Origin of the sequence: Emticicia sp. 21SJ11W-3 (genome assembly GCF_024138715.1) — a bacterium.
Classification (GTDB): Bacteria; Bacteroidota; Bacteroidia; order Cytophagales; family Spirosomataceae; genus Emticicia; species Emticicia fluvialis.
Map to the genome: position 1 here is coordinate 5,010,778 of NZ_CP092074.1, position 19,575 is coordinate 5,030,352.

General features: G+C 40.6%; 15 protein-coding genes. 8 read left to right on the forward strand and 7 right to left on the reverse strand.

What is annotated here, in order from left to right:
* Window positions 1–100 precede the first annotated feature (100 nt).
* Window positions 101–1,891 carry a family 43 glycosylhydrolase gene (locus MB380_RS21210; RefSeq protein ID WP_253531537.1) on the forward strand — a complete coding sequence of 597 codons (1,791 nt, stop codon included), beginning with the start codon at window positions 101–103 and terminating at the stop codon, window positions 1,889–1,891.
* Here the strand turns inward: MB380_RS21210 and MB380_RS21215 are convergent, their stop codons facing one another.
* On the reverse strand, window positions 1,892–2,980 hold the full coding sequence (locus MB380_RS21215; RefSeq protein WP_253531539.1) for a Gfo/Idh/MocA family protein: 1,089 nt from the start codon (window positions 2,978–2,980) through the stop codon (window positions 1,892–1,894). It lies immediately after the preceding gene.
* 175 nt (window positions 2,981–3,155) lie between these two features.
* Here MB380_RS21215 and gldA point away from each other — a divergent pair, with 175 nt between their 5' ends.
* From gldA to MB380_RS21230, 3 genes are all read left to right on the forward strand, one after another.
* On the forward strand, window positions 3,156–3,863 hold the full coding sequence (gene gldA, locus MB380_RS21220; RefSeq protein ID WP_253531542.1) for a gliding motility-associated ABC transporter ATP-binding subunit GldA: 708 nt from the start codon (window positions 3,156–3,158) through the stop codon (window positions 3,861–3,863).
* 143 nt (window positions 3,864–4,006) lie between these two features.
* Window positions 4,007–6,718: a T9SS type A sorting domain-containing protein gene (locus MB380_RS21225; RefSeq protein WP_253531545.1), complete on the forward strand. Its 2,712-nt coding sequence runs from the start codon at window positions 4,007–4,009 to the stop codon at window positions 6,716–6,718.
* A gap of 97 nt (window positions 6,719–6,815) precedes the next feature.
* On the forward strand, window positions 6,816–7,550 hold the full coding sequence (locus tag MB380_RS21230) for a copper homeostasis protein CutC (RefSeq protein ID WP_253531548.1): 735 nt from the start codon (window positions 6,816–6,818) through the stop codon (window positions 7,548–7,550).
* A 164-nt stretch (window positions 7,551–7,714) separates the two neighbouring features.
* Here MB380_RS21230 and MB380_RS21235 read toward each other — a convergent pair whose 3' ends face one another.
* Both MB380_RS21235 and MB380_RS21240 read right to left on the reverse strand, forming a co-directional pair.
* Window positions 7,715–9,586 carry an asparagine synthase-related protein gene (locus tag MB380_RS21235; RefSeq protein ID WP_253531550.1) on the reverse strand — a complete coding sequence of 624 codons (1,872 nt, stop codon included), beginning with the start codon at window positions 9,584–9,586 and terminating at the stop codon, window positions 7,715–7,717.
* Window positions 9,587–9,639: 53 nt separating this feature from the next.
* The gene (locus tag MB380_RS21240; RefSeq protein ID WP_253531553.1) at window positions 9,640–10,545 is read right to left on the reverse strand and encodes a hypothetical protein; all 906 of its coding nucleotides are present in this window, start codon (window positions 10,543–10,545) and stop codon (window positions 9,640–9,642) included.
* Between the two features lie 75 nt (window positions 10,546–10,620).
* Here MB380_RS21240 and MB380_RS21245 point away from each other — a divergent pair, with 75 nt between their 5' ends.
* A complete protein-coding gene (locus MB380_RS21245) occupies window positions 10,621–10,908 on the forward strand; it encodes a PqqD family peptide modification chaperone (RefSeq protein ID WP_158237872.1) in 288 nt (95 codons plus the stop codon).
* A gap of 83 nt (window positions 10,909–10,991) precedes the next feature.
* Here MB380_RS21245 and MB380_RS21250 read toward each other — a convergent pair whose 3' ends face one another.
* Together MB380_RS21250 and MB380_RS21255 are read right to left on the reverse strand one after the other, a co-directional pair.
* Window positions 10,992–11,135, reverse strand: coding sequence for a hypothetical protein (locus MB380_RS21250; RefSeq protein WP_158237873.1), 144 nt, complete (start codon window positions 11,133–11,135; stop codon window positions 10,992–10,994).
* Window positions 11,136–11,405: 270 nt separating this feature from the next.
* A complete protein-coding gene (locus MB380_RS21255) occupies window positions 11,406–12,602 on the reverse strand; it encodes an argininosuccinate synthase (protein ID WP_173830513.1) in 1,197 nt (398 codons plus the stop codon).
* A gap of 139 nt (window positions 12,603–12,741) precedes the next feature.
* On the opposite strand from MB380_RS21255, the gene MB380_RS21260 reads away from it, so the two are divergent.
* Window positions 12,742–13,443: an SGNH/GDSL hydrolase family protein gene (locus MB380_RS21260; RefSeq protein ID WP_253531556.1), complete on the forward strand. Its 702-nt coding sequence runs from the start codon at window positions 12,742–12,744 to the stop codon at window positions 13,441–13,443.
* Here MB380_RS21260 and MB380_RS21265 read toward each other — a convergent pair whose 3' ends face one another.
* Window positions 13,444–14,523, reverse strand: a complete 1,080-nt coding sequence (locus MB380_RS21265) for an LptF/LptG family permease (protein ID WP_253531559.1) — start codon at window positions 14,521–14,523, stop codon at window positions 13,444–13,446.
* A gap of 134 nt (window positions 14,524–14,657) precedes the next feature.
* A complete protein-coding gene (locus MB380_RS21270; protein ID WP_253531562.1) occupies window positions 14,658–15,314 on the reverse strand; it encodes a metal-dependent transcriptional regulator in 657 nt (218 codons plus the stop codon).
* A 149-nt stretch (window positions 15,315–15,463) separates the two neighbouring features.
* Here MB380_RS21270 and MB380_RS21275 point away from each other — a divergent pair, with 149 nt between their 5' ends.
* Both MB380_RS21275 and priA read left to right on the forward strand, forming a co-directional pair.
* On the forward strand, window positions 15,464–16,804 hold the full coding sequence (locus tag MB380_RS21275) for an Nramp family divalent metal transporter (RefSeq protein WP_253531565.1): 1,341 nt from the start codon (window positions 15,464–15,466) through the stop codon (window positions 16,802–16,804).
* Between the two features lie 231 nt (window positions 16,805–17,035).
* Window positions 17,036–19,528, forward strand: a complete 2,493-nt coding sequence (priA, locus tag MB380_RS21280; RefSeq protein WP_253531569.1) for a primosomal protein N' — start codon at window positions 17,036–17,038, stop codon at window positions 19,526–19,528.
* The last annotated feature ends 47 nt before the right edge of the window (window positions 19,529–19,575 follow it).

The following is a 19,575-nucleotide window of genomic DNA, read 5'->3' on the forward strand; positions in this document are numbered from 1 at the left end:
TTGAGAGGCTCCGCGTGGGCCTCTTTTGTTTTTTCTATCCTAATCAATGGTCATGGTTTTTTGCCTACTTATTTTATATTTGTAGTTTAAACTACAACCTATGAAACGCTTTCAACTATTATTCAGCCTGTTATTCATTACTTCTTTTAGCCTGGCGCAAAGCCCTCAGCTGAACATTGCCAAACCAAAACCATTTAAGCAGAAAACCTTCTGCAATCCGATGGATATTAACTACCAGTATAACTGGGAACAGACCAACGAAAAAATATCGTATCGCTCAGGTGCCGACCCTGTGATTATCACCCATAAAAATGAATACTATTTGTTCCATACTATTCAGGGTGGATACTGGAAATCGAAAGACCTGCTGAACTGGCATTATATTATACCCAGCCGCTGGCCAATGGAAGATATGTGCGCACCTGCGGCCATTTCGGTGAGAGATACACTTTACCTTTTCCAATCAACCTTTCAGCAAAGACCTATTTTTTATACTACCACGCCAGAGAACGGCAAACTGCATTTTTATAACCGCTGGTTGCCGCAATTACCTAAAGATATTGGCCCGTGGGACCCCGCCCTATTCCATGACGAGGACACCGACCGCTGGTTTATGTACTGGGGGTCTTCAAACGTGTATCCGCTTTTCGGAGCCGAACTCGACAAAAACAAAAACCTGACTTATAAAGAGAAAAACAATTATAAAGGGCTGATATACCTGCATCCGGAAAAACACGGTTGGGAGCGCTTTGGCCGCGACCACCGCGACACCATCAAGCCATTTACCGAAGGCGCATGGATGACCAAACATAACGGCAAATACTACCTGCAATATGGCGCACCGGGTACAGAATATAACGTGTACGCCAACGGTACTTATGTAGGCGATGACCCGCTGGGCCCATTTACGTATGCACCTTATAATCCGGTTTCGTACAAACCCGGTGGATTCATGACAGGTATGGGGCATGGAAATACTTTCAAAGATTTATACGGCAACTACTGGAACACCGGCACGCCCTGGATTGCCGTAAACTGGAATTTTGAACGCCGGATAGAGATGGTTCCGGCGGGGTTTGATAAAGACGGACAAATGTATGCCAATACCCGCTTTGCGGATTTCCCTCAAATATTGCCTACCAAAAAATGGACAGATAAAAACGAGCTTTTTGCAGGATGGATGCTGCTCTCTTACAAAAAACCGGTTAGGTCTTCTTCGGTGCAGGATGAGAAGTTCTCGGCCAATCTGGTAACGGACGAAAACCCCCGGACCTTCTGGGTAGCTAAAACCAACAAAAGCGGCGAAACACTAACAATTGATTTAGAAAAACCACAGGATGTGCATTCGCTGCAAATCAATTATACCGATTATAAGTCTGATATTTACGATAGCGCCTTGCCAAAGGTGTATATTCAATACAGATTGTATGCTTCAACAGACGCCAAAAACTGGACAAAGATTGTAGATAACACGAACGAGCAAAGAGACCGCCCCAATGCGTATGAAGAACTGGCAAAACCTGTAAGAGCACGCTACATTAAATTTGAAAATGTACATGTGCCAATGCCTAACCTGGCCATAAGCGATATCAGGATTTTTGGAAAAGGAACTGGCAAGGCTCCGGTAACACCAGAAGGACTGACCGCAAGCCGACAAACTGACGAACGCAATGCAGACATCAGCTGGCAGAAAGTGCCTGACGCAGTGGGCTATAATATTTTATGGGGCATCGCCCCTGATAAGCTGTATCAGACTTACCAGATATGGGGAGACGCCCCTTCTAATCTTGAACTAAGGGCCTTAACGGTTGGGCAAAAGTACTACTTTGCTATTGAGGCCTTTAATGAAAACGGCGTTTCTGCCGTAAGCCGGGTAGTTGGCCCTAAATAATTATTTTAGTTCAATGGTTTTTTTGGCTTTGGCCGATTTCACGGCCGCATCCAGAATTTCCATGGCAACCATATTGATTTTCAATGACCCTAAATCATTTTCAGATTTTACTTTGCCTCGTACCACCGCGGCAAAGTAACTGAATGGGTCGTTCAGCGGATACGCTAATGGTTTAATCTCTACCTTTTCTTCCGGTGGGGCGTTTCTATCTCCTTTTCTTACACGCATTTGCTGGGTTCTATCTGCAATGATATATCCGTTTTTGCCATAGAATTCTGCATCTTTTCTGTCAAATGGCCAATTCCATGAAGCCTGAAATATACCTTGTGCTTTAGGATAAGTTACAATAATAGTAGCCTCATCATCCACTTTTGGGTAAGTTTCGGGTTTGATAGTCTGCGTAACAGCTGTTACCGATAGAGGTCTTTCGCCTTTCATAATCCAGGCCATAATATCGGTTCCGTAACAACCAAAGTCAATAATTGCGCCGCCGCCGTTTTTTACGGGGTCAGCCAGCCAGTCGAGAAACGTTTTACTAACCCCTATTTCTTTAGGGCCAGAGTGACCGTCATGTATCACCACCTTTCTGATTTCACCAATTTCATTGCGCTCATTAATCATTTTGTAGGCTTCATGATTACTTGCATACCAGGTGGTTTCATAATTGGTCAATAACTGAATCTTATGCTTTTTGGCCAGTGCCTCCATTTGTTTGGCAGTTTCAAAATTAACCGCTAATGGTTTTTCAACCATTACATGCACTCCCTTTGGGGCACATTTCTGTACAGTTTCCAGATGCTCAATAATACTTCTGAAATCGCAGACGGCTTCCGGTTTTGCTTTCTCAATCATTTCGTCGAGACTGGCATACCACAGGCTTTCGGGCAATTTGTATTCTGCCAGGTATTTCATGGCCAATGCCTTATCCGGTTCGGCAAAGCCCACAATCTCAACACCTTCGTGCTTAATGGTATGCAGAATTTGCCGAACGTGGTCGTGTGTCATACCCACAATACCCATACGTACCGGTTTATCTTGCGCAAAAGTTACCTGAATGGTAACCAACAGGAGAAGAAAAATTTTTTTCATAGGTTTAAATAAGGTTGAATAAAAACAAATTTAATTAAAAAGCGCAGCAAAGACTTTTTTTAAGGAATCTTTTCACGATAAACCCTATTTTTGCGTTAAGAACCTATAAAACCATTACATGTATCGATTACCCAGGGGATTAATATCGGTACTGATATCATAGAACAGCCAGACCATGTCTATTAAAGTTCAGCACCTCAGCAAAGTTTACGGCACACAAAAAGCTGTTGATAATATATCTTTTGAAGTAAAAAAAGGAGAAATTCTGGGGTTTCTGGGCCCAAATGGTGCCGGAAAATCAACGACCATGAAAATCCTGACGGGGTATATTCCGGCTACCGAAGGCACTGCCGAGGTAAGTGGCTTTGATGTAAAAACGGCGCCTATTCAGGTTAAAAAGAATGTAGGATACCTGCCTGAACATAATCCGCTGTATCTGGATATGTACGTGATGGAATTTCTATCCTTTGCAGGCTCACTTTATGGCCTGAAAGGACGAGACCTGGAAATTAAAATAGATAACACGATAGAGCGCGTTGGGCTTGGGCTTGAAAAACACAAAAAAATAGGGCAGCTATCAAAAGGTTACCGACAACGTGTCGGCCTTGCCCAAGCGTTGATACATAACCCGGATGTGTTGATTTTAGACGAACCAACCACCGGCCTTGACCCTAACCAACTGGTTGAAATACGAGACCTCATTAAGCACATAGGCAAAGACAAAACCGTTATTTTCAGTACACACATCATGCAGGAGGTAGAGGCCATCTGCGACCGCGTGGTAATCATTAACCGTGGGAAAATTGTAGCCGACAGCACCCTATCTGAACTGAAAAAAGATGGCAAGGCAATGGAAGAGGTTTTTCGGGAGTTGACGGTGTGATCTTTAAAATATAAATAATGAATTAATTTTTTTTGATGAATATATCCATTATAAGTATTTTTGTGGCACTAATGCTGATTGTGACTAATTGAAATAATTACCTGTAGGCTAAAAAATTCTTCTAAACCATATGCAACCTTCTTATGATTAAACATTTACTGTGCGTTTTTGGATTTATTCTTAGTTATTTATCTTTTGCTTCAGGAAAATCAGATTTGACCATAAACGATGAGTTAGAGTTTTTCAATATTAAAGAAAAATATTGCCGCGAAGAAAAGGTAACTTTAAAATTTAATATCCCAAATTACATTCCGGCAAATACCAAGTTCAACGTATATGTTCAGAATTATATTTCTAAATTCCATTTAGGGACTACTACTCAAAATTCCATTGAGGTACAGATGCCTGACTTTAATTTAGATGTTATTTATTTTGCATTAGAAAGTGAAGATGGTAAATATAAAACTTCAAGCAAATCATTTGATATTGTTGGTGCTGCAAAACCCTATATTATTGCACAAATTACCTCTAGTAATATCTCTTCTTATGATGCTACACATTGTGAAGGCTCCTCTACAAAGCTTTTAATAAGGTCTCCAGAATCTGTCAATTTTCAATGGTTGAAGAATGGTATTGATATTCCTGGAGCAAACGATACCTATTACGATGCCAAAGACGCTGGTATCTATACTGTAAAGGCTACTTACAGTGGATGTTCTAAAGAATCTACATCTATTAAGATAAAAGTTGGTGAAATACCACAGCCAAGCATTTCCTCTTTTATAAGAAGTCAATATGCTTGTAATGGATTTTCGGTTCCGATACAAGCATTTGGAGATTTTCCATACACAATATATAGTTGGCAACATAATGGTCAAACTGTAGAGCAAAAAACACAAAATGACTTATTTGAAGCAAAAAAAAGCGGTTATTATAAAGTAACTGCGCATCAGGGGTCATGTAAAGCTTCTTCTGATTCTCTTTGGATTGAAATCGGACAAAAACTCACTAATTCTATTTCTACTTATAATTATGTTCAGGTAATTGATAGTAAGATAACTCTGTGTAATACCCTGACCGCTACCTTTACTCACCTGGATTATTACGTTTCTAATAACGATGATTCTGACGTTAATGCATTGAATAAATACGGCTTCAATTTTCAATGGAAACGTAACGATGAGAGTATCAGCGGTGCTACTAAGAGAATTTATACTGCTTCAGAACCGGGAGTTTATTATCTGCAACTGACTCAGGGCGATTGCATAGTTAATTCAAGGAAATATGAAATTGTTAGACGAGACACCTTACTCACAAAAATAGGGCATAAGCTTCCTTTCTCTGATGCCCAAAAAACCATTTCGTTATGCAAAAGCACAAATAATTATGGGATAAATGTATCCCCTATTTACTCTGAAATCTGGGCCTGGAATATAGATTTTTATAAAGATGGAAAATTACTAGAAACCAGAACAGCTAATAAAGGTATGAATACCTACAGCTATTTCGAAATAAAAGATTCCGGCAAATATTCTGCAAAAATTTATCCGCCTGACCAAAAAACATGCATTGCATTAACTGATACGGCCGTTTTCAATTTGGTTGACGACATTGTGCAATTTCCTACAAGTACCTATTATTTTTGTGAAGATCCGATTTCTATTTCCACGCCGTTTAAAAGTAAATCTTATGAATGGAAACAAAATAATGAAACAATTTCAAATGCTTCTTCGCTAAGTATCAATAAAGAAGGAACTTACACGCTAGATATTAAAGAGACAAATACCTGTGGTTACAAAAAAACCTTTATCATTAAAAAAGGTATACAACCTGAATTGGCACATTTTTACAATTATCACGATTATAGTACAAATTCCATCGATTTATGTTATGAAAAACAGGCCTCTATCATAATTAAAAATATAAATTATTCTCAATACAATAGAAATCCTGATTACTCTTTTGAATGGTACATAAATCAACAAAAAGTCCCCTTTAGCGATTATAGCCTTGACCCTCAACAATCCGGAATTTATCAGGCAAAAGTAAAATACAAATCTTGCGAAGCCTTTACAAATACGCTAAACGTTGAAATAACAAGTATCAACAATCAGATTTCTCCTCATGCAGACAGCATGGGCATATGTGCAAATAGTAATCCGTATATCCTTGAGGCGGTTTCGGAAAACGGTTACAGATACAAGTGGTTTAAAGATGATGTGGTTATGGGAGAAACAACATCGAGCCTGAAAGCTACTCAACCAGGTACCTACAAAGCTCTTATTCAATACAAAGATTGCGAATCTACAACCCGCAAAATAAAAATCTACTCAAATATCCCCACCGCAACCATATCAGGCGATACCACATTAAATATAGGTGATACCGCCAATCTTAAATTGTCTTTTACTGCAAGCCCGCCTTTTTCGTATAAACTGAGTAATAATGAAACGGGTGTATCTGAGAAAAATACTATCATTCACCCTGTGAAAGTTATTGAAGGCAATATTTTCAAATTAACCTCTGTAAGCAATACCTGTGGTGAAGGTACCGTGTCTGGAGAAGCGAAGATACAGGTTCTTATTCTTGCCAATGAGCCGCTGATTGGCCATAAAATTACTATAGCGCCTGTTCCTGCCGAGAGTTATTGTGAAATGACTTTTGATTTACCGATATCGCAAGAAGTATCTTATCAGCTGCTGGACATGAAAGGCCGACAATTATCGGAAAAGAATTTAGGGAATATAACCTACAAGAAGCAATACCTTAATCTGAATCAATTATCGGCAGGAGAATACCTGATTAGGATTCAAGTTGGGAAAGACCTGGTTACAAGAAAATTGATTAAGTACTAAATCGAGATTTTCTTAATAGAAGAATTAAAAGAAACAGATGAGATGCTCCATTGAAAAGCATTTTATATGTTTCTTTGTATAAAAACCATGAAATAGAATGCTTGAAATCTGTTGCTTTTCTTTAGAATCATGCCTGACAGCCCAGAAGGCCGGGGCGTATCGGGTTGAGTTATGTGGAGGTATGTTTGAGGGCGGAACCACCCCTTCAGCAGGATTAATAAAATTGGCTCGCCAGCATCTTTCAATCAAATTGTATGTCATGATTCGTCCGCGCGGAGGAGATTTCTGTTATTCAGATACTGAATTTGAGGTAATGAAAGCCGATATACAAACTGCCAAAGAATTGGGAGCAGACGGTGTAGTGTTTGGTATCCTGAATCCGGACGGTACGGTTGATGCCATCCGTACAAAAGAATTAGTTGAACTGGCTCGGCCCATGAAAGTAACCTTTCACAGAGCATTTGATGTAAGCGTAGAGCCTTTTGAGGCGTTGGAAGCGGTTATTGAAACCGGCTGCGAAAGAATACTTACCTCAGGGCAAAAGAATACCGCCATTGACGGCATAGGCCTACTGAAACAATTAGCTGAAAAGGCAGCCAATAGAATAGAAATTATGGCAGGCAGTGGTGTAAGCGCCCAGAACGCAGCGCAATTGTTAGAGGCGGGTGTCCATGCCCTGCACATGACAGGCAAAGGCATTGTAAACAGTAGAATGGAATACCGCAAGGCGGATGTGAGTATGGCAAGCGCAGCCCTTACTAACGAATTTGAAATTTATGAAGCCGATTTTGATAAATGCACGGCAGTAGCAGAGATTATCGATAATGCCTGATATCCTTTACCCAAAACTTTAAGTTTCATGCAATTCTTCTATTGCTGAAACTGGCGTATTGGTTAAAATGGAATTGCGATTTTCATTACATGTTGTCTGATAAGGTGATTGATTACTAAATTATTGACGAATACTTTTAGTGTTATGTTAATCGGTATTCTGCGTCAGACAAATTTAAAATGATAGTTTTCTTCTTTTAACCTGCTGATTACAACGGCTGCGTTGACGGCCTGCATTAATCTTATCCCAACTATGTTTTCAGCGGGGGTAAATCCTTCTTCGGGTTTAATGTTAATAAAATTATTGATGATTTTATGTTTGTCAAGGTACTTATCAAAAATAAATTCATATTTATTAAGACTTGAGATTGTCTGAAGCAAAGACTTTTGACTCTTTATTTTGTTTTGGTATCCGGGTGAATATGGAAGTTTATCCATTCGTCTGGTAATCTCATCAGGCACATTTCCTTTCATAATGTTTCTAATAAGACTTCTTGGGATTCCTCCTTTCACAAAAAAAGGCAGAGGAATATCCATCAAAAACTCCAGAATGGACTTATCTAAGTAAGGAACGGCCGATTCTATGCCGAAAGCAGCGTTTCTTGTATGAAACATAGCAGTTATTTTTCCGAAACGGCCTTCATTTATCTGATACTCAGCATTCGAATGAAAATCTTTCAAAGGAGTATATTCGATTACCCTGTGGCTGTATTTTTTTACAAAATCACTTTTCAGCGTAGTTTCATTTTGCCAGTTTATCCTCCCCATTTTTAACAAAGGTCGAAGATGCCTGTATAACTCTGTATGGGGAATAAATTTCTTAACAAACACTTGTAACATTGATAGGTTTTCCCGCTTTCCAAACTCTTTTATTAGCTGTAACGCCTCTTTAAATTGCCTTTGATAGATTAATTGATAAACAACCAAATCACCTTTCCATGAAACCCCAAAGTCTCCTCCGTACCCGGTAAATAAAGTATGTACTTTTTTTTCTCTGGCTAAGGAGAGTATTGCTTTATCCAGATAATGAAATGGATTTGGAATACTTTCGTCGAATAAAAAACTTTCGTTTAAACTATCAATAGATCCGATTTCGGAAGAATCAACAAAATTTTGTATAATATTAGGATACCGCCTCCCAATGGATTCGATGTATTTACGCTCATCTCTGGCAATGCCCTCATAGCCAACAGGCAATACCGAGGAAAAAGTATAAAGAGGTTTGTTTCTTTTTTGCAGCAGGTCTGAAAGTACAAAAGCCAGGCAAGAAGAATCAAGCCCGCCACTTAGAGTAAGACCAACCGGCCGTTCATAGTCCAGCCTTTTTTCAACGGCGTTATAGACTAAATGAAGCAGACAGTCGTACCAATCCTGCTCTTTTTTAAAAGAATATTTTCCACTTGCTTGCAGGCGCCAGTATTTTTCTATGCCAACTTTTCCACGTTTAAGTGTTAGTATGTTGCCGCCACAGAGCGAAAACACCTCCTGATTGTAAGTGTGCACGGGTAGTCCCTTTTTAAAAAAGTAATCAATCAGCACATCCTCATTGAAAATATCAGGTGTTTGCTTAACGGCGGTAACACCTTTTATTTCATTACAAAAGATAAATTCATCTTCAGAATCATAATAATATAATGGTCTATGACCTACCGGGTCGGCTGCCGCAAAGAGTTCATGGCTTGCTTTGTTCCATATCACAAACGCAAATTCTCCTTCCAGAAATTGTACGCATTTTTCGCCCCACTTGTAAAATGCCATCAATATAAGCTGGGCATCATTTAGTAAATTTACGTTATTGCCCAACATAGAAGCTAATTCGGGCCTGTTATCTATACGGGCATCTGCCGTAATAATTAGGTGCGCCAGGTAAGGGTATGCATCTTCAATAAGGTGGGTATTTCCCAAGACTATATCCGTGTCTGTCCATGACGAGCCATCATCTGGCTTAATGCGAGAAACAGACTGAAAAACCTTTTCCAGAATAGTCTCATCTACCTTTTTCCCGGTTTTATTGATACGTCCGAATATTAAACCCATAGTTTGATTAATCTTTTTATGGAGGATTTTTTGAAGAAGACTCTTTCAATAGTCTATTGAAGGATAGAAGCTTCAATATGGTTTATCAGGTCTTCGGGGTTGCAGACAAGTGGCCTCGATACTTCAAGAATAACTGCAGACTTTGAAAGTTCTGTTAGAATCGTAAAGCTACGGGATAGCATAGTATTACTTTGTAATAGAATGGGCCGGTAAATATGACTTCTTAACGCCTCAAAGGCGTTAATTCCGCTTAGAGTTTTAATACTTACATCAGGGATATCCTTTTTTTTAATAATATAAATTTTCTTTAAAGGATATTGATCTTTGTTAAATTGCTTATGAAAAAAGATGCCGAATTTTTCCAAATCATATTTGATTCTGAACGAGCGGTCACGGAAAGTATCATCATTAAGTTTTTCGATTGTGTCATCCCAGAGTTTAATCATCGGATATGAAGCACTGGCCAGTACCATTTGGTCTTCATCTTTTTTTAGTACCAGTACATCATCCCCAAATATATTAAACCCTCTTTTAATTAAACCTGCCAGAGTAGTCGATTTCCCGGCCTGAGATTCGCCCGCAATTAGAATCAAAGCTTCATTGCGAATAATGGCAGAAGCATGGAAAGGCAATAATTTCCTTTGAGTGAGGATTCCGGCCATCACAGTTGCCAGAATATAAAGCCTGATGGTTCGCATTTCCTGTTCAGCGCAGGGTTCAACTACCACGGTGTGTCCACCAAAAGCATAATAATTAGCAACGTTGGTAACTTTAAACAACAATGCCTGCTCGTCAATTTTGTAGAAGAATCCTTTTTTTGTTAACTGAATACCACTGATAGTTTCTGGTGTTATGCCATATTTAATTACTAAATCTGGTACAGAAAATTCGCAAGACAGTAATTCCGGAAATTCAATTTCCGATAAAATACGCAAACCAAACCCCCAATAATTAAACATTAAATCTAAATATATTTATAAATTTGCCTGATAATTGTGCCAAGTATCGGCAATGGTTATCAAAAAATGATAGAAATGAAAAAGTTATTACACCTTGAAAGTTTTGTTGCCCGCAAAACAAATGATTTGCAATTCGTTGAATTTGATAATGAAACAGTCATAATGGATTTGAAAAGTGGCAACTATATTAACCTGAATCATACTGGAGCTATAATCTGGCTATACTTGGAACAGCCCATTCTTGTAAAAGATTTGATTCAGAAGCTCATGCAGAAATTCAAAGTAGAAGAATCTCAGTGTACAATTGATACCCTGGAATGCCTCAATTTAATGTATTCAGGAAATATTGTAGTGGTGAACTGAAATGTAAGGCTTAAAAATACTCACATCTGCAAACACTCCTGTATTTATTCTCATGTTACAGATGTGAGTAATTTATGCTAGCATTAGCTTATTTCAGATGCATAATCTTCTCCTGCATCGCTCGAACCCATAGTTACTTCCATTATAGAAAGTATTTCTACTGAGGGTTTTGTCCATTCTTCAAGGGTAAATGTGTCTTGAGCACTTTCAGTTTTTTCTGTTTTCATAATTTAATGTATTTAAAAAATGGTATAATAGCAAGATGCTATTTCACAAAGCTAATGAAACTAAGCGAATAATAAAAAAATGGTTTTTTGAATACAAGTTTACTTTTTAAATGGTAGCAAACATTGGATTTGTACAGGATCAATTTATACTATTGGGCATTGATTGCAAACAAAAAGTGAAACCCCGAAAATACTGAAAGCATCGTATTTTCGGGGTCTCGCTTATAGTAATCAATTAAAAGCCAATAACTTTTTATTAATGTTATTGCCTTACTTCTTCGCAGCCAGTTCGGCAATTTTTTCATGAATCATTACCTGATTGGACATGATTTTAGAGAAACCTCTTACATCATCGCCAGACCACGCATTGTTCATTTCTCCATAGCTGCCAAATACCGGCGACATCATATCGTAGTCTGACTTGATACCCAATAACTGGAAATGATACGGTGCCAGTTGCACACGCACCTCACCAGTTACATTGGTTTGGGTACTTTCAAGAAACGTTTCAATATTACGCATCAGTGGCTCAAGGAATTGGCCTTCGTGCAAAAGCATACCATACCATTCGGCAAGGTTCTGCTTCCAGTATTGCTGCCATTTGGTAAGCACGTGTTTCTCTAACAAATGGTGTGCCTTGATGATAATCAACGGAGCAGCGGCCTCGAATCCTACACGGCCTTTAATACCGATAATGGTATCGCCCACGTGGATGTCACGGCCAATCCCATACGGAGAGGCTAGCTCTGACAAACGACGGATGGCATCTACCGGATTTTTAAACCGGCGGCCGTTTACACCTTTCAGTTCACCTTTTATGAATTGTAGCGTTATTTCGCTTCCTTTTTTCCTGGTTACCTGTGTCGGGAATGCGCTTTCGGGTAAGAACCCATCAGAAGTGAGGGTTTCTTTACCTCCTACTGAGGTTCCCCATAAACCCTTATTAATTGAGTAGGCTGCTTTATGCCATTCGCGCACTACGCCTTTCGACTTCAGAAAATCTATTTCAGCCTCACGCGACAAACGCAGGTCACGGATAGGCGTAATAATTTGTGCATTAGGAAGAACGATTCTGAAAACCATATCAAAACGAACCTGGTCGTTTCCGGCACCTGTGCTTCCGTGTGCAACAGCTTCGGCGCCAATTTCTTTGGCGTAGTCAGCCACTGCTACTGCCTGAAACATACGCTCGGCACTTACTGAAAGCGGATACGTATTGTTTTTCAGGATATTGCCATATACCAGATACCTGATACATTTCTGATAATATTCGCCTACCATGCGGGCGGTATGATGGTTTTTAACGCCCAGTTCATACGCCTTTGTTTCAATATCCTTGATTTCTTCTTCTGTAAACCCACCCGTATCAACCAATACGGAATGCACTTCATGACCCAGCTCTTCGGTCAGGTACTTTACGCAAAACGAGGTGTCTAATCCTCCACTATAGGCTAAAACAACTTTCATAATTATATCAGCCGCCGAAACGGAATATAGGTTTTAATAAAATTTTGCAAAAATAGGACTTCTACCGTTAAATTCCCGTTTATAATCTAAATATAATTACAGAATAGTACATAAACGTTTAAATCAGGTTATATCAGTTATGTATAAATTTTTTGCTCAATTATCGCTGGCAACTTTTCTGTTTTCCTGTGTTAGCGGCTCGCCATCAACTGTTGAATTATCTCCCCAAAAAGAGGAGAAAATTCCTGAGAGAAGTTTTCTGGCTTTGGGAGACTCTTACACTATAGGCGAAAGTGTATTGGAAAAAGACCGCTGGGCTAACCAGCTCATTGAATTGCTGAAAAGTGATTTTACAATAAATAGGTTTGACGTAGTAGCAGGAACCGGCTGGACCACCCGTAACCTTGCCGATGCCGTGGCCCGCACCAAACCTGCAGGCACTTACAATATGGTGTCGCTTATGATTGGCGTTAACAACCAGTTTAACGGCCAAAGCATTGATACCTATAAAAAAGAATTTACCGAACTCTTGGAAACAAGCGCTACCCTTGCCCATGCTGATGCCCGGCGTGTGTTTGTTTTGTCGATACCCGACTACAGTATTACGCCCTATGCACAGGCTTATAACAGAGAAAAAATCGCACAGGATATTGATGCTTTCAACAAAGTAGCGAAAGATGCCTGCGACAAAATGGGAATTTCTTTTATTGATATAACTACTCTGACGCGCGAACACCCTGAGGCAGCCTACATTGCCGACGACCAGTTGCATTTTTCTGCAAAAATGCATGACTTATGGGCAAGCAGGGTTGTTGGTACAGCAAAAATAATACTTAGATAATTACCGCGGCACGGTAAAGTACATGACGGTACCAATCATACCAAATACAATATTGGGCAGCCAGACGGCCAGTATAGGAGGCATATTGCCAGACTCGGCAATACCTTTAGACATGATATAAAACAGAATATAAACAAACGCCAGCACGAAACCCACGGCTATCTGGAAACCTACCCCACCCCTGGCCTTGCGAGCAGACACTATGAGACCCATTAAAGAAAGTATGATAACAGCAAAGGGCGTGGCAAAACGCTGATAAAGTTCAATTTCATAAGATTCTATCCCTTCAGCACCGCGGGTCTTGATGAGAGATATTTTTTCTTGCAGTTCAGGAATCGTAAATGATTCATGTATCTGGTGTTCATTCTCAAAATCTTTGGGCGACAAATTGATGGTGGTATCTTTTGGTGTGTCACCATAAACCATTTTGTCTTTCATTACGCCCAGCGTTCTGATTTTATAGTTATGTATGCGCCATTTTTTGGTGCTGTCGTTCCAGTCAATCCGTTTGGCGCTCAGCTTTTCTACCAGTTTATTATTAACAATTTTCTCAAGGGTAAAATCATACCCGGTTTTGGCGTCATTATTATAGCTCGACATATACGCATAAGTATTAGGCGCTACTGCAGTGTGGAAGTCACGGGTTGAAAAGTAAAACTTGTCGTTCACATATACATTCTCAAATGCCAGCCGTTCGGTATTGGCTTTGGGGAGTATCCAGCCTACCATTACAAATGAAAAAACAGCAATAACCGAAGAGCCTAAAAAGTAAGGCAGCATCAGACGCGGAAAACTTACACCGCTGCTCAGAATGGCTACAATCTCGGTATGGGCAGCCATCTGGGCTGTAAAGAATACCGTTGATATGAAAATCATGAGCGGGCTGATATAATTGGCCCAGTAAGGAGCAAGATTGGCATAATATTGTAGCAGAATAGCTCGCATAGGTGCCTGTTTCTGGATAAAATCATCGTTTTTCTCCACAAAATCAATCACCATGATAATCAAAACAATAACGAGAACCGCAAATATATAAGTTGTGAGAAATCGTTTGATTAAGTATTTATCGAGTATATTCATGCAAGGTTTAACAATATAGGTTACCTCAAAAAAGAAGAGATTGGGCTCAAATCTCTGACAGGGCTATATATACAACACACAAAATTATGAAAAGAAGCGCATAATCAGCTTAAATTATAAAACTTTAACAGCTTTTACTGCACAAGCAGGTTTTTGGCAACTTCGTTACTTACAAAAACAACATGCGCGTTATCTATTAAAACCGTATAAGACTTATCGAAATCACTTACTTCCTGAATTTTAATATGACAGCCAAGCGTAATATGGTTTTTGTCCAGGTGCTGCAAAAAAGCAGGTGAGTGTACTGACACCCCAACCATTGCTACCGTGTGGTTGACAGGTATTTCAGATAACTTATGAGACCTGAGCATCGGCATTTTGCCCTTGGCATCCGGTATAGGGTCACCGTGTGGGTCAAATTGCGGATTACCTAAGAAGTCGTCCAGCTTTTCAGTCAGTTCTTTAGAATCTATGTGCTCAAGCTGCTCGGCAATGTCATGTATTTCGTCCCAACCGAAGCCCAGTTTTTCTACCAGAAAAACCTCCCACAGCCGGTGCTTACGGATAATACTTAGCGCTATGTGCTGCCCTTCTTTGGTTAAGGTTACCCCTTGATATTTGCGATAATTGATAAAATTCTTCTCGGCCAGTTTGCGTAGCATATCAGAAACCGAAGCTGCCTTGGTTTGCGTATGCTCGGCCAACTCGTTGGTACTAACTTCATTTCCGCCATTCTGCTCGCTCAGCATGTAAATAATTTTCAGATAGTTTTCCTCTGTAAATGAAGTCATATACCTTAAAAAAGATGGTGATACAAGCACAAAAGTAAAAGTTATACCTGATTAATCAAATTTTTAGACAAACCTAAAATTTTATTTTGATAACCACATTTTTGTTTTTATTATTGCATAAAATTTAGATTTAGCGTAGCTGAACTACCATGGAGAAGACATTACCAACAGACCAAAATAGAGGTTGGAAAACCAAAACCAATAGGGTTTCGCTGCCGGAAGTACACGGCAGCATTGCTGTTCATACATCCGGAGGCTTCTGGAAAAAACTCTCGGCCTTTATCGGGCCGGGGCTGATGGTAGCAGTAGGATACATGGACCCAGGCAACTGGGCTACCGATATTGCCGGCGGTGCCAAATTTGGCTACACCCTGCTTTCGGTTATTTTAATATCTAATTTGTTTGCCATGCTGCTGCAGCACCTGTCGCTGAAACTGGGCATTGCCACCGGGCGAGACCTGGCGCAGGCCTGCCGTGATGCTTATTCAAGACCCGTTTCTTTTGTGCTGTGGATTCTGGCAGAAGTAGCCATTGCTGCCTGCGACCTGGCCGAAGTAATAGGTGCAGCCGTGGCCCTGAACCTCCTCTTTAATATTCCGCTTACTTATGGTATCATCATTACAGCCGTTGACGTAATCTTTATTCTGTTTTTACAAAACAAGGGTTTCAGGCTCATTGAAGTAATAGTGGGCGCACTGATACTGATTATTCTGCTTTGCTTCGGGTATGAAATCATTGTTTCAAACCCCGACTGGTTTGGCGTGGCCAAAGGTCTGGTACCAAGCACCCAGATTGTGGTAAACCCTGAAATGCTTTACATTGCCATTGGTATTCTGGGGGCAACGGTTATGCCACATAACCTTTACCTGCACTCAAGCATTGTGCAAACCCGTAAAATTGAAGATACCGTACCTGCCAAGAGACAAGCCATAAAATATGCTACCATAGACTCTACGGTATCATTATTCCTTGCCTTTTTTATCAATGCCGCCATACTTATCATGGCTGCGGCTACCTTCCACTTTTCAAACAACCAGCACGTGGCCGATATTACAGATGCCTACCACCTTTTAGACCCCATTCTGGGTGTAAAACTGGCCGGTTTGTTCTTTGCAGTGGCACTTCTGGCAGCAGGGCAAAACTCTACCCTGACCGGTACACTTGCCGGGCAGATTGTAATGGAGGGTTTTCTGAACATTAAACTGAAGCCCTGGCTACGTAGATTAATTACCCGCTTAATTGCCATTGTGCCGGCACTGATTGTTGCTATTATTTATGGCGAAAGAGGCACTTCAGATTTGCTGGTGCTTAGCCAGGTTATTTTGTCTTTGCAATTAAGCTTTGCAGTGGTGCCGTTAGTAGCCTTTACGTCTGACAAACTGAAAATGGGTGCATTTGCAAACCCAAACTGGGTAAAATACACAGCCTGGGTTGTGGCGTTTATTATCATCAGCCTGAATGGCTATCTGCTTATTGATACAATTTTTTAAGGTTTTACAGAAAGCCGGGTGATTATCATTCCCCGGCTTTACTCTCTCTCAAAGGCGCTTTAATATCTATCTGTTTTTGAATCAAGTCGGCTCAATCATTGTTTATTCATTATGCATCCAGGCATATATTGATACTCAATACCTGAATGACTTAAAAAACGTTTATATTTAGCGGGCTTAGGTCTGCTTTCATTTAAACTGTTTTTTTTAGAATACCTTAGTTTGCCAAAAATGACCGAAGAGCTTTTTTCTGTTGAAACCACCTACTTTGCCGACGTTATTCTGCCGGTGCCTATTCCGCGTATGTTTACTTACCGCGTACCCCGCCACTTTGTGAACGACATCAAGACAGGAGCACGCGTAATTGTAGAATTCGGGAAAAACAGGGTTGTAACAGCTGTGGTAGGCAAAATACACACTAAACCGCCGGAAAAATACCAGGCCAAATACATTCTTGAACTCCTGGACATTGACCCCCTGGTTACGTCGTCACAATTATGGCTTTTTGAGTGGATTGCCGAATACTACATGTGCAGCATTGGTGAGGTAATGAACGTAGCTGTGCCATCCGGACTGAAAGTGAGCAGCCAGTCAAGAATACAACTGAACCCGGATTTTGATTATCCTGAGCTGCTTGACGACAAAGAGAAAGCGTTTCTGGAAATACTGAATACCCAAACCTCTCTTACTTATGACGATGCCCTGAAGTTTGTTGGTGAAAAGAACATCAACGCGATGATAAAATCGCTTATCAGCAAGCATGCCATCATTATGTATGAAGAGGTGAAGGAAAAATACAAGCCGAAAATTGCCAAAAAAGTACGTTTGAAACGCGTTTATGAAGGAAGTGAAGAAGTACTGAATCTGGTTGATTCGCTCAATAAATCAGCAAAACAGCAAATGGTGATTATGGAGTACCTCAAGCATATTCCTATTCATGATTTGCCAGCCAAAAACACCGACGGCGTAGACAAATCAGTTTTCACAGATGGCGAAACCTCCGATTCTGCCTTAAACACCCTGATTAATAAGGGAATACTAGAGCCATTTGAAGTAACCGTTTCGCGCTTTGGTGATGATTTCCCGACAGAGCCTCTTAAAATTGAATTGACTGTTGCACAGCAGGCGGCAAGTGATGCAATTCTTCAGAATTTTCAGGAAAAAGACATTGTATTGTTGCATGGTATTACCGGAAGCGGTAAAACCGAAATCTATATCGATTTAATTCAGAAGGTACTGGAAGGCGGCTCGCAGGTGCTGTATCTCTTACCTGAAATTGCCCTTACTACACAGATAGTCGTGCGGCTGAAACGTGTGTTTGGCGATAAAATGGGAGTGTACCATTCCAAGTTCTCAGATAATGAAAGGGTCGAGGTCTGGCGAGGTATTATTGACGGCCGCTATCAGTTTGTGGTAGGGGTACGCTCAGCTATATTTTTACCAATGGATAATCTGGGTCTTGTAATAATTGATGAAGAACACGAGACCTCTTACAAACAGTTTGACCCCGCCCCGCGGTATCATGCACGCGACGTAGGCATAATGCTGGGGCTGAAACAGGGAGCCAAAATCCTGTTAGGCTCTGCCACACCCTCCGTTGAAAGCTACTATCAGGCACAAACAGGCAGGTATGGTTTTGTTGAGCTGAATCAACGTTTCGGCGAGGCTCAACTGCCTGAAATTATGCTGGTGGATTTGAAAAAAGAACGGAAATCGAAAAATATGAAAAACGATTTTTCGAGTGTGCTTCATGAAGGTATTCAGAATAATCTTTCCAATCGTGAGCAGACCATCATTTTTCAGAACCGGCGCGGCTACTCTCCTTACCTGAACTGCCAGGAGTGCGGTTGGGTGTCTGAGTGTGAGCAATGTGCGGTAAGCCTTACTTTCCACATGCACTCGAAAGAATTACGCTGCCACTATTGCGGGCACAAGGAAGAGGTGCCAAGGGTTTGTCCGGTTTGTGGTTCAGGCAAGATAAGAACCGTTGGCTTTGGCACAGAAAAACTGGAAGACGACCTGAAAATCATGTTCCCGGAGGCACGGGTTCAGCGCATGGACCTGGATACCACCCGCACAAAAAACGCGTATCAGAACATCATAGCAGCGTTTGAGCAAGGCGGCACAGACATACTGGTGGGCACACAAATGATTAGCAAGGGACTGGATTTTGACCAGGTGAGCCTGGTAGGTATTTTTGATGCCGACCGGATGATTCATTTCCCTGACTTCCGGGCGTCAGAAAGAGCCTTTCAGATGCTCACGCAGGTGAGTGGCCGGGCGGGCAGGCGTGCCAAAAGAGGCAGGGTGTTGATACAGACCAATAATACAGACCAATCTATCTTACAAAAAGTAGTAATAAACGATTACCCGGGGTTTTATCAGGAAGAGATATCAGAAAGAGAAAGCTATCTGTACCCGCCGTTTTCGAGGCTTATTTCTATTACTATCAAGCACGAAGAGGCCGAAAAGGCAGAAAAAGCCGCCCACTGGCTGGCTGACAAACTATTAGATAAACTCGGCAAAGCGCGAGTGCTGGGGCCTGAAAAGGCACTAATTGAGCGCATCAGAAACAAGTTTTTATTTGATATTATGCTGAAACTTGAAAAAGACAAGCTGAATATTAAGGCTGCCAAAGCGTTTTTAAGAGAGACCATAACAGAAATGCAACAAATCAGAGAGCATAAGGAAGTTAATGTGGTGGTTGATGTAGACCCCGTTTAACATTTTATGGCTGCCGTTGTTTTTTTCTTAAATTTGCGCCCAACCAA